We start from the raw sequence: 14,684 nt of genomic DNA on the forward strand, positions 1-14,684 counted from the left end.
TTTTCTAATCATTATAAAAAAAAAAGTCTATTTCCAGATTATTTTGAATAAATACAGAAAATTATTAAAAGTAATTATAAAAAAAGAAAAAAGTTAAAGAGAATTATAGTAGAATTCTCTTTTTATTTTATTGTAATTTTGTTTCCAATTTGGTAATCATTCCACATAGAAGTAATGATATATTCACCAGCGATTAAATTAATGTTTAAACTTGCAATACCCTTACTATCAGTAGTTCTATTATAGAACACACCGTTTATGTTGAATATTACTGTTTGATTAGCTAATGGTTTTCCTTGACTGTCAAGAACAGTAGCATTAAACTTACTGCCATCTCCATGTTTCATGGATAAATCCTTAGTAACTAATACTGTATTTACTGTTACATTATTACCTACAGCATATCTGTCGAATATTGCTGTTATAATGTATTTTCCAGGATTTAAGTTAATAGCTAATGTAACTATACCCTTTTTATCAACAGTTCTGTTATAGAATACTCCATTAATGTTGAATGTTACATTTTTACCAACAGCTAAGGTTCCGTCTTTATTGTAGACTTTTGCTGTGTATTGAGTTCCATTTTTATAATATTTGATTATATCATGGTTTTCACTAATAGGAGCTTTAACAGTAATATTAAATCCTTCTTGTTCACCAGTTACTGGATTATATGCAGTTAAAATGTATTCTCCAGGTCTTAAATTAATATTTAGTCTTGCTGTTCCATGTTCATTAGTTTTTCTTTCATAGAACACTCCATTAATATTAAATTTAACTGTGGTATTTGCTAATGGATTTCCTTTGTTATCTGTGAAGTTAGCAAAGAACTGAGTTCCATTTTGATACATTTTAACAATGTTTTCACCAATGATAGATTGGATGATTTTTACAGAAGCATTAACTTCAGCACCGTTATAGTAATCATTACCTTGATAAACAACAGTTGCAACATAGTCTCCAGAATTTAAATTAAGAGTTAAGAATGTATAACCATCATTATCAGTAACACGACTATAAGACATACCATTAATAGTAATAGTCACTGTTGCATTAGCTATTGGATTACCATAAAAGTCTTTCAATAGGACAGTTAATTTAGATCCGTCATGATAAATCATTAGGACATTATCAACGATTAATATTGCATCTTTGTTAACATCCACGGTAATATTTCCTTCCTTGATTACTGGATCATACTTATCATCACCGGGGTAGATAACTGTGATGTTGTGTATTCCTTTATCTAATGGAGGAATATCCACACTACCCGTACCGTTAGATACGTTTCCAGTGTAGTTTTTACCATCGATTATTACAATGATTTCACCAGTAGCATCATCTGGTAAGTCTATACTGATTGTAGAGTTTTTACCTTCAACACCATCAGGAATAGTAATATTTGCAGGATACTCTTCTACTTTAGAAACATTAAACTTACCAGCCACAGAAGCATCCATATAATTATTGTCACCTTTCCAAGTAGCAGTAAAATCATAGACACCTTCATTATGTAATCCAGCAATAGTTAATTTACCTTCACCATTAACAACAGACACAGTATAATCTTTACCATTAATAATTACAGTAACATCACCAGATAATTTAGCATTGTTTATTCCAGTTAAAGTAGCTTTTATAGTAATATCCTCATCAATTTTAACATCATCTATTATGACGTTTAATGTAGAGTTTGCTTTAGCTACATTAAAACTACCAGAAGCACTAACTGCATTGTAATTACTGTTTCCAGAGAACTTAGCTGAGAAATCATAAGATCCAGCAGGCAATTGAACTCCAGATAAAGTACCTTTACCATTAATGATACGTACGGTGTAATTTTTACCGTTAACTGTTACAATTACATCACCAGTTAATTTAGCACCATTAACACCAGTTAAAGTAGCGTCAATAACAAATACTTCTCCATAATTTATATTATCAATTACAACATCTAAAACAGGGTTTGCTTTAGCTACATTTACGGTTTTAGTAATTTCTACTGGAGTGTATTTGTAATTACCCATATATTTAACAATGACTGTGTGAGTACCAGCATTTAATCCAGAAATAACTTTATTAATTTTACCGTTTACCACTGCAGCAGTGTAGTTTACACCATCAACAGAAATAATTACAGTACCATTAATATCACCAGGTAAGGTAGCTATAACAGTTATGTTCTCACCAAAGACAATATCACTAATAATTACGTCCATAACAGGATTTATTTTAGATACGCTGAATTTGGCAGTAGTGGAGATATTGTTATAGTTGTTATCTCCCAGATATATTATATTTGCTGTGTAATTACCTGCTTTAAGACCAGATACTTTAATAACAGCTTTACCATCAACAATAGTACCAGTATAATTTTTACCATTGATTACCACAATAATTTCTCCTGTAGCATCAGAAGGTACAGTTACAGTGATAATTTCATCATCATCTACTTTGATATCATTTACATTAACATCAATAGTTGAATTTATTTTATTAACATGGAAACTGCCGGTAACAGTAGTTTCATTATAATTATCATTTCCAGTCCAACTAGCTGTGAAATCATAAGTTCCAGCAGGCAATTTAATACCAGACAATGTACCTTTACCATCTACAACACGTACTGTGTAATTTTTACCATTAACAGTTACAATAACATCACCGGATAATTTAGCACTATTTACACCAGTTAAAGTAGCTTCAATAGTAAATACATTATTATAATCCACATCCACAATGACTACATCAAGAACCGGATTTGCTTTAGCTACATTCACAGTTTTAGTAACTTCTACAGGAGCGTATTTATCATTACCACCATATTTAACAGTGATTGTGTGAGTACCTGCATTTAAGCCTGAAATAATCTCATTAATCTTACCATTTATAATGACAACTGTTTTTTCAACATCATCAACAGAAATAATTACAGTACCATTAATATCAGCTGGTAAATTAACATTAACAACTGCATCATCACCAAAGACAATATCACTAATAATTACATCCATAACAGGATTTACTTTAGATACAACAAATTTATCAGCACCAGTTATACCATTATAATTGTTATCTCCAAGATATTTAACATCTACAGTGTAATTACCTTCTTTAAGACCAGATATTGTTATATTAGCTTTACCATTGACAACAGCTAAAGTATAATCTTTACCATCAACAGTTACAATAACATTACCAGTTGAATCATATGGAAGATCAACATTGATAACTACATCTTCACCTACTTTAATATCATCAACAGAAATATCAACTGTGGAAGCTATTTTATTAACTTTAAAGTTACCTGAATCAGTAGCTGGATTGTAATTGTTGTTTCCATTAAATTTAGCACTGAAATCATAAGTTCCAGCAGGCAATTTAATACCAGACAATGTACCTTTACCATCTACAACACGTACTGTGTAATTTTTACCATTAACAGTTACAATAACATCACCGGATAATTTAGCACTATTTACACCAGTTAAAGTAGCTTCAATAGTAAATACATTATTATAATCCACATCCACAATGACTACATCAAGAACCGGATTTGCTTTAGCTACATTCACAGTTTTAGCAATTTCTACCGGAGCGTATTTGTTATCACCAGGGTATTTGACAATGATTTCATGATTTCCAGCGTTTAAACCAGGAATGGTTTTTGTTGCTTTACCATCAACAAGAGTAACTGTATAATTTTCACCATCAACAGTTATGATAAGATCTCCAGTTGCATCAGCAGGTAAAACTACATCAATAGTTAAATCATCACCAAAGACAATATCATCAGCAGTCACATCCATAACAGGATTTACCTCAGATACTGTGAATTTAGCACTATTAGAAGCATTATTGTAATTATTATCACCAGCATATCTGACAGATACATCATAAACTCCTTCTTTAAGACCAGAAATTGTTTGAACAGCCTTACCATCAACAATAGCTACAGTATAATTCTCACCATTAACAGTGATTATAACATCACCAGTAGCATCAGAAGGCACAGTTACAGTAATAACTGCATCATCACCAACAAGAATATCATCAACAGAAATATCGATAGAAGGAGTTATTTTATTAACTTTAAAGCTACCAGAATCCTGTACTGAATTATAATTATCATTTCCAACCCAACTAGCTGTGAAATCATAATATCCAGCAGGCAATTTAATACCAGACAATGTACCTTTACCATCTACAACTTTAATTGTGTAATCTTTACCGTTTACAGTTACAATAACATCACCAGTTAACTTAGCATTATTTGCACCAGTTAAAACAGCACCTATAACAAATATTTCATTGTAATTTACATCACCAATAACTACATTTAAAATAGGATCTGCTTTAGCCAAATTAATGGTTTTAGTAACTTCGACAGGATTGTATTTGTCATTTCCATTGTATTTAACAACAACTGTATGATCTCCAGCATTTAAACCAGAAATAACTTTAGTAACTTTACCATTTACCACATCTACTGTGTATTCTTTTCCATCAACAGTAATGATAACCTCACCATTAATATCACTTGGCAATAAAGCACTGATAATTAAATCATCACCAAATACGATATCATCAGCAGTTACATCCATTACTGGATTTATTTTAGATACTGTGAATTTAGCAGTGCTAGAAGCATTATTATAATTATTATCACCATCATATCTGACAGTTACATCATAACTACCTGCTCCAAGACCAGAAATTGGTTGAACAACTTTACCATCCTTAATAGCTACAGTGTAATCTTCACCATTAACAGTTACAATAACATCACCAGTAGCATCAACAGGAACACTAACAGTAATAGTTACATCTTCACCTACATTAATATCATCAACGGATATATCGATAGTTGAAGCTATTTTATTAACTTTGAAGTTACCGGAATCACTTACAGAGTTATAATTATCATTTCCAGCAAATTTAGCACTGAAATCATAAGATCCAGCAGACAATTTAATTCCTTCTAATGTACCTTTACCATCAACGACAGATACAACATAATCCTTACCATTAACAGTTACAATAACATCACCTGTTAACTTAGCACTGTTTACGCCATTTAAAGTAGATTCAATAGTAAATACACTATCATAATCCACATCAGCGATGATTACATCAAGAACTGGATTTGCCTTAGCTACACTAATAGATTTAGCAACTTCAGCAGTAACATACTTGTCATCACCATTATATTTGACAATAACTGAGTGATTTCCAGCACCTAAACCAGAAATAGATTTAGTAACTTTACCATCTACAATAGCTACATTATAATCTACGCCGTCAACAGTTACAGTAACACTACCAGTTGCATCAGCAGGTAAAACCACATTAACAGTTAAATCATCCCCAAATATGATATCATCTACAGAAACATCTATTGTAGGATTTACTTTAGATACTGTGAATTTAGCAGTGCTAGAAGTATTATTATAATTATTATCACCATCATATCTGACAGTTACATCATAAACTCCTTCTTTAAGACCAGAAATAGTTTGAACAACCTTACCATCCTTAATAGCTACAGTATAATCTTTACCATTAACAGTTACAATAACATCACCAGTAGCATCAACAGGAACACTAACAGTAATAGTTAAGTCGTCTCCTACCTGAATATCATCAACAGATATATCAATAGTAGAAGCTATTTTATTAACTTTAAAGCTACCAGAAACAGCAGTTGAATTATAATTATCATTACCAGCGAATTTAGCTGTGAAATCATAAGATCCGACAGATAATTTAATACCAGACAATGTACCTTTACCATCCACAACTTTAACAGTGTAATCTTTACCATTAACAGTTACAATAACATCACCAGTTAACTTAGCATTATTTGCACCAGTTAAAACAGCATTAATAGTAAATATAGTATTGTAATTTACATCATTGATAATTACATCAAGAGTTGGATTTGCTTTAGCTACATTTACAGTCTTAGTAACTTCAACAGAATTGTATTTGTCATTACCATTGTATTTAACAACAATTGTGTGATCTCCAGCATTTAAACCAGAAATAGTCTTAGTAACTTTACCATTTACCACATTTACTGTGTATTCTTTTCCGTCGACAGTGATGATAACTTCACCATTAATATCGGCTGGTAATAAAGCACTGATAATTAAATCATCACCAAAGATGATATTATCAGCAGTTACGTCCATTACTGGATTTATTTTAGATACTGTAAATTTAGTAATGTTAGAAGCATTATTATAATTATTATCACCATCATATATGACAGTTACATCATAACTACCTGCTCCAAGATTAGCTATTGTTTTAATAGCTTTACCATCCACAATAGCTACAGTGTAATTCTCACCATTTACAGTGATTACAACATCACCAGTAGCATCAACAGGAACACTAACAGTAATAGTTACATCTTCACCTACATTAATATCATCAACAAATACGTCGATGGTTGAAGCTATTTTATTAACTTTAAAGTTACCGGAATCACTTACAGAGTTATAATTATCATTATCTGCGAATTTAGCACTGAAATCATAAGATCCAGCAGACAATTTAATTCCTTCTAATGTTCCTTTACCATCAACGACAGATACAACATAATCTTTACCATTTATAGCGACTATTACATCACCAGTTAATTTAGCATTGTTAACACCATTTAAAGTTGCTTCAATAGTAAATACATTGTTATAATCCACATCAGCAATAACTACATCAAGAACAGGATTTGCCTTAGCTACACTAATAGATTTAGCAACTTCAGCAACAGTATACTTGTCATCACCATTGTATTTAACAATAACCGTGTGATTTCCAGCACCTAAACCAGAGATACTTTGTGTTGCTTTACCATCCACAATAGCTACATTATAACATATGCCGTCAACAGTTACAGTAACACTACCAGTTGCATCAGCAGGTAAAACCATATTAACAGTTAAATCATCACCAAAGACAATATTATCGATAGAAACATCTATTGTAGGAGTTACTTTAGATACTGTGAATTTATCTGCACTAGAAGCAGTGTTATAATTATTATCACCACCATATCTGACAGTTACATCATAAACTCCTTCTTTAAGACCAGAAATTATTTGAACAGCCTTACCATCCTTAATAGCTACAGTGTAATTTTCACCATTAACAGTTACAATAACATCACCAGTAGCATCAACAGGGACAGTAACAGTAATCGTTAAGTCATCTCCTACTTTAATATCATCAACAGATACATCAATAGTAGAATCAATCTTATTAACCTTGAAATTACCAGAGATTTGTTCAACATTGTAATTATCATTTCCAGCGAATTTAGCTGAGAACTCATAAGATCCAACAGGTAATTTAATTCCTTCTAATGTACCTTTACCATCTACAACTTTAACTGTGTACTCTTTACCATTAACAGTTACAATTACATCTCCTGTTAACTTAGCATTGTTAACACCAGTTAAAACAGCATTAATAGTAAATACAGTGTTGTAATTTACGTCATTGATGATTACATCAAGAGTTGGATTTGCTTTAGCTACATTTACAGTCTTAGTAACTTCAACAGAATTGTATTTGTCATTACCATTGTATTTAACAACAATTGTGTGATCTCCAGCATTTAAACCAGAAATAGTCTTAGTAACTTTACCATTTACCACATTTACTGTGTATTCTTTTCCGTCGACAGTGATGATAACTTCACCATTAATATCGGCTGGTAATAAAGCACTGATAATTAAATCATCACCAAAGATGATATTATCAGCAGTTACGTCCATTACTGGATTTATTTTAGATACTGTAAATTTAGTAATGTTAGAAGCATTGTTATAATTATTATCACCTGCATATTTAACAGTTACATCATAAGTTCCTGCTCCAAGATTAGTTATTGTTTTAATAGCTTTACCATTAACAATAGCTACAGTATAATCTTCACCATTAACAGTAATTATAATATCACCAGTAGCATCAACAGGAACACTGACTGTAATAGTTACATCTTCACCTACATTAATATCATCAACAGATACATCAATAGTAGAATCAATCTTATTAACCTTGAAATTACCAGAGATTTGTTCAGCAGTGTAATTATCATTTCCAGCAAATTTAGCACTGAAAGCATAAGAACCTGCATCTAACTTATCAGCAACTAATGTTCCTTTACCATTAACAACAGATACAACATAATCTTTACCATTTATAGTGACTATTACATCACCAGTTAATTTAGCATTGTTAACTCCATTTAAAGTTGCTTCAATAGTAAATACATTGTTATAATCCACATCAGCGATGATTACATCAAGAACTGGATTTGCCTTAGCTACACTAATAGATTTAGCAACTTCAGCAACAGTATACTTGTCATCACCATTATATTTAACAATAACTGTGTGATTTCCAGCATTTAAACCAGAGATACTTTGTGTTGCTTTACCATCTACAATAGCTACATTATAATCCATACCGTCAACAGTTACAGTAACACTACCAGTTGCATCAACAGGTAAAACCACATTAACAGTTAAATCATCACCAAAGACAATATTATCAACAGTTACATCCATACTAGGAGTTACTTTAGATACACTAAATTTAGCACTATTAGAAGATGCATTGTAATTATTATCACCTACATATTTAACAGTTACATCATAACTACCTGCTCCAAGACCAGAAATAGTTTGAACAACTTTACCATTGACAATAGCTACAGTGTAATCTTTACCATTTACTGTGATAGTTACACTACCTGTTGCATCAGAAGGTACGTTAACAGTAATAGTTGCATCTTCTCCTACTTTAATATCATCAACAGATATATCGACAGTTGAAGCTATTTTATTAACTTTAAAGTTACCAGATATTTGTTTTAGGTTGTAGTTATCATTTTCAGCGAATTTAGCTGTGAAATCATAAGATCCAGCAGATAATTTAATTCCTTGTAATGTACCTTTACCATCTACAACTTTAACTGTGTAATCTTTACCATTGACAGTTACAATAACATCACCAGATAATTTAGCATTGTTAACACCAGTTAAAACAGCATTAATAGTAAATATAGTATTGTAATTTACATCGTCAATGATTACATCTAAGTTTACATCTGCTTTAGCCACATTAATGGTTTTAGTAACTTCAACAGGATTATATTTATCATTTCCATTGTATTTAACAACAATTGTATGATTTCCAGCAGTTAAACCAGAAATAGGTTTAGTAACTTTACCATTCACAACATTTACTGTGTATTCTTTTCCATCAACAGTAATAATCACATCACCATTAATATCACTTGGCAATAAAGCACTAATAATTAAATCTCCACCAAAGATGATATTATCAGCAGTTACATCCATTACTGGATTTATTTTAGATACAGTAAATTTAGTACTATTAGAAATAGTATTGTAATTATTATCTCCTGCATATTTAACAGTTACATCATAACTACCTGCTCCAAGACCAGAAATAGTTTGAACAGCCTTACCATCCTTAATAGCTACAGTATAATCTTTACCATTAACAGTAATTACAACATCACCAGTAGCATCAACAGGGACACTGACAGTAACAGTTACATCTTCACCTACATTAATATCATCAACAGATATGTCCATAGTTGAAGCTATTTTATTAACTTTAAAGCTACCAGAATCAATTACAGAATTATAATTATCATTTCCAGCAAATTTAGCACTGAAAGCATAATAACCGGCATCTAATTTATCAGCAGTTAATGTTCCTTTACCATTAACAACAGATACAACATAATCCTTACCATAAACAGTTACAATAATATCTCCTGTTAATTTAGCATTGTTTACACCATTTAAAGTTGCTTCAATAGTAAATACATTATTATAATCCACATCAGCAATAACTACATTAAGAACTGGATTTGCTTTAGCCACATTAATGGATTTAGCAATTTCAGCAGTAACATACTTGTCATCACCATTATATTTAACAATAACTGTGTGATTTCCAGCAGCTAAACCAGGAATAGCTTTAGTAACTTTTCCATTAACAATAGCTACATTATAATCCACACCATCAACAGTTACAGTAAGAGTACCTGTTGCATCAGCAGGTAAAACCACATTAACAGTTAAATCATCACCAAAGACAATATTATCAACAGTTACATCCATACTAGGAGTTACTTTAGATACTGTGAATTTTACAGTATTAGAAATAGCATTGTAATTATTATCACCTGCATATTTAACAGTTACATCATAACTACCTGCTCCAAGACCAGAAATGATTTGAACAGCCTTACCATCCTTAATAGCTACAGTATAATCTTTACCATTAACAGTAATTACAACATCACCAGTAGCATCAACAGGGACACTAACCGTAACAGTTACATCTTCTCCTACATTAATATCATCAACGTCGACGTCCATAACTGGAGTTACTTTATTAACATTGAATTTACCAGAGTCCTGTGCTGAGTTATAATTATCATTTCCATTCCAATTAGCACTGAATTCATAAGATCCTACAGGTAATTTAACACCACTTAAAGTACCTCTTCCGTTTTTAACTTCAACCTGGTAAGTTTTATCATTTAATACAACAGTAACGTTACCATCTAAACCAACAGATTTAACACCAGTTAAAACAACATCAATGTCAAATATTTCGCCATAGTTTATATCTTTAATAATAACGTTTAAAACTGGATCTGCCTTGTATACTTCAAGCATTATATAATCAGAAACTGGAGAATATTTTTCATTACCCTCAAATGATACAAAAATAGCATACATACCTGCATTTAATCCAGATAATTTAATTTTTGCTATACCATTTACAACATCCACTTCCATAGGATTATCATTAATATAAATAGTAAGTTTACCTGTAATATTAAAAGAAGATAAAACAACAATGATCTCTAAATCTTCACCATAGGTAATATTATCCGCAATAATTGTCATATCAGTAGTTAATTGATGACCTACAAGTGTAATGTTTTGAACTTCATTATCTACAACTATACTGATATCTTTTTCATCACCAATATTAAGTGTATATATGTACTTAAAAACACCATTTACCATTTTACCTTTGATAACTTCAGAACTGCTTCTAAATTCCACATCTCTTGTTGGAATATTTGCAAGAGTCTGAGTACCATTTAAATAAAGCTTAACAGTAACTTCATACATGTTAATATCAATTTCATTAACATCAACATTTAAAACAACATAATAGTTTGGAACAGAAACATTATCTCCCTCTTGTATATTAATTAATGAATTCCAGTCAGGAGTATTATTACCCCACCAATTACTATCTAAATTATAGGTACATCTATCTCCAATCTTAATGATATTGTTAGTTTCCGGATTACTAATTAAAGAACAGTCATTCACAATAATATTAGCCATCCTTATATAAATAGCATCACCAAGATTACTTGCAGTGTTTTTATCAAAAGAACAATTGTAGGCATTAATATTTCCAATAATAAAGTAAATAGCACCACCATCATTTCCTGCAGAATTACCTATAAAAGAACAGTTAACTAAAGTCCAATTACAAGAGATACCAGTACTTGAAGCAAGAGCACCTCCTTCCCAATATGCAGTGTTATTTACAAAAGAACAGTTAATTATTTCAGCATCTGCAGAAGACTGTATAGCACCACCATCAAAAAGCCCTGCTCTATTTTTTACAAAATAAGAATTGGTTACACTAAGTTTACCAGTCATCTGATAAATAGCACCACCATAATTTAATCCAATATTACTATCAAATGAACAGTTATCAACAGTGAGATCTCCATATATACAAACAGCACCACCATCACCAGTACCCTGTTCTTTTTCTGTACCTGCAACATTATTAACAAAAACAGAGTTTTTCAAAGAGAGAATACCGTTATCCACATGAATAGCTCCACCATGCTTTAATGCCGTGTTATTTATGAAAATACAATTATCAACACTGACAGTTCCATTATTTACACAAACAGCACCACCAGCTTCCTCTGCAGCAGTATTATTAATAAATTTACAATTAACCAATGTGAGATCTCCATTATCTAGACAAATAGCCCCACCACTGGCAGTATCTCCAGCAAAATTACCAATGAAATCACAGTCAACTACTATAAGATTACCATTTTCTAAATAAATAGCTCCACCATTACCATAATCCAAATAATTTTCTATAAATGAACAATTATAGAATTTAACATTACAATTCAAAATATGGAAAAATCTATTACTACTCATATTATTATTTAAAATAGTTTTTTCAGTACCTTGACCTATAATAGTCATATTTTTACTATCAATAGTTGGACATTCTGCATATGATCCCTCTGCAAGATACATAACACCACCATTTTTAACAAAACTTAAAGCCCTCTCAATAGATTTAAATGCTTTAATCCAGCTAATACCATTATTTTCATCATCTCCATTAACCGGATCCACATAAACAGCATCTAATAAAACACCAACAAGTGCATGATTCTGAATTTCATTATCAACAGTTACTGTAACATCATTACTTCCAGAATTAAGTGAGTATTGTTTACTAAAAACAGAACTCATCTTACCTTTGACACTTTCAGACCCGTATTTAAATTCCAAATCCCTTGTTGGAATATTTACTACAGCCTTAGTTCCATTCAAACAGAATTTAGCAATAACTTCATAAATATTAACATCAATTTCATTAAGCTCAATATTTAAAACAACATATTTTGGAGCAGAAAGTCCATGTATTGATGAACCCCAATCAGGAGAATTACTACCCCACCAATTATTATCTATAATAACATTTTCAGAATTATAAGTATTAGAAATACCATATCCAGAATTATTAATAAAAACAGAATTATCCACAATAATACTTGCATTCATCGTCACGGATATACCAGCAACATAAGTACTACTATTATAATTATTTATGAAAACACAACCAGTAACATTACACAAGTTAGCAACTATAGAAGCAGAATTATTAATAAAATAAGAATTAGCAATATTAGCTTGACAAGTACCTCTTGAATAAACACTATTAAGACCTTTTCCATTCATAAAAGAACAATTATTTATATTTATAGTTCCAGTATGTCCATAAATAGCATCCCCACTATTTTTAGCAACATTGTTTGTAAAAACAGAATTAGTTACCTTAAGGTCACCATTTCCTAAATAAATAGCCCCACCTTGAGCACTAGTTTGAGCATTTGCATTGTTACTTGTAAAATAACAGTCATCAACTATGAGGTTACCAGCTACTACATAAATAGCACAACCAGGACCTCCAGTATTATCTGTAAAAGAACAACCTGTAACTTTAACAGTGACTGAATTTTCTATTTTTAAAAAACAACTACTAGCTTTTGTTAAAAAAGTCCCGTCTTTGTTTTGACCTACTAAAGCAACATTTTTAGTAATAGTCGCAGCTTCTGTGTGTTCACCATTTGCAAGGCAAATAACACCACCATCTTTAACAAGACTTAAAGCACCAGTAATAGTTTTAACAGCCGTACTCCAACTAGTACCTGTATTAGCATCATTTCCTGTTGTAGGATTTACATAAATAGTTCCAGCAGTAGCAGCTTTTACAGGTCCATTAGTGATTTCTTTTTCATATGATACCTTATAACTACTTAAGTTTATATCATTACTTGAAGATTCACCTGGAGTAATTTCAGATGCATAAACTATATCTTCATTCGAATATTCAGATATTTCCTGTTCATCAGCCACTACATCTGTAGAAGTTGATACAGGCGTTTCTACATTAATATTTGTCTCATTTAAGTTTAATGATGCAGAATCTTCAGCACAAACAGCCGAAACAGATAAGAACATTAAACTTAAAATCAGAAAAATAAAAATCTTATTTTTAAGTATTTTAATTCCCTCCTATTAATCAAATTTTTTTTTAATTTTATGTAAAAAAATGATTTAGAAATATTTCATTTAATTTTTAAGTTATCAGTAAAAACTAAATTTAATTTAGCATTTAGGATATCCTAAAAAACCTTTTTTACGATTAGAAATTTATATAAAATTATATATAAATATTTAGAAAAAGTTTTGAATGATATTTTAGACTTAGAATATCTATACTAAGTCACAATGAAAAAAAGAAAAAAAGTTAAAGAGAATTATAATAGAATTCTCTTTTTATTTTATTGTGATTTTGTTTCCGACTTGGTAACCCTCCCATATGGAAGTAATAATATACTCACCTGAAAGAAGGTTAATAGCTAAACTTGCAACACCATTACTATCAGTAGTTCTATTATAGAACACACCATTCACATTGAAAGTCACAGTAACATTAGCTAACGGTTTTCCTTGACCATCAAGAACAGTAGCATTAAACTTACTACCATCCCTATGCTTCATAGATAAATCCTTAGTAAGTAAAACATTCTTCACAGTTACATTATTACCTACAGCATAACCATCAAAGATTGCAGTTATAATATATTTACCAGGATTTAAGTTAATAGCCAAAGTAACCATACCATTCTTATCAACAACCCTATTATAAAACACACCATTAATATTGAAAGTCACATTTTTACCAACAGCTAAAGTACCATCTTTATTGTAGACTTTTGCAGTGTACTGAGTACCATTCTTATAATACTTAATTATATCATGATTCTCACTAATAGG

The 14,684-nt window shown here is 30.9% G+C and carries 2 protein-coding genes; both read right to left on the bottom strand.

Annotation, left to right across the window (positions count from 1 at the left end; all coding sequences use genetic code 11):
* Nucleotides 1-122: 122 nt before the first annotated feature.
* Nucleotides 123-13,865, bottom strand: a complete 13,743-nt coding sequence (locus Q0984_RS08400) for an Ig-like domain repeat protein (RefSeq protein WP_299526395.1) — start codon at nt 13,863-13,865, stop codon at nt 123-125.
* Between the two features lie 318 nt (nt 13,866-14,183).
* Nucleotides 14,184-14,684, bottom strand: a 501-nt coding sequence (locus Q0984_RS08405) for an Ig-like domain-containing protein (protein WP_299526398.1), incomplete at its 5' end; no start/stop codon positions are given.

The sequence above is a fragment of the uncultured Methanobrevibacter sp. genome (assembly GCF_934746965.1).
GTDB lineage: Archaea > Methanobacteriota > Methanobacteria > Methanobacteriales > Methanobacteriaceae > Methanocatella.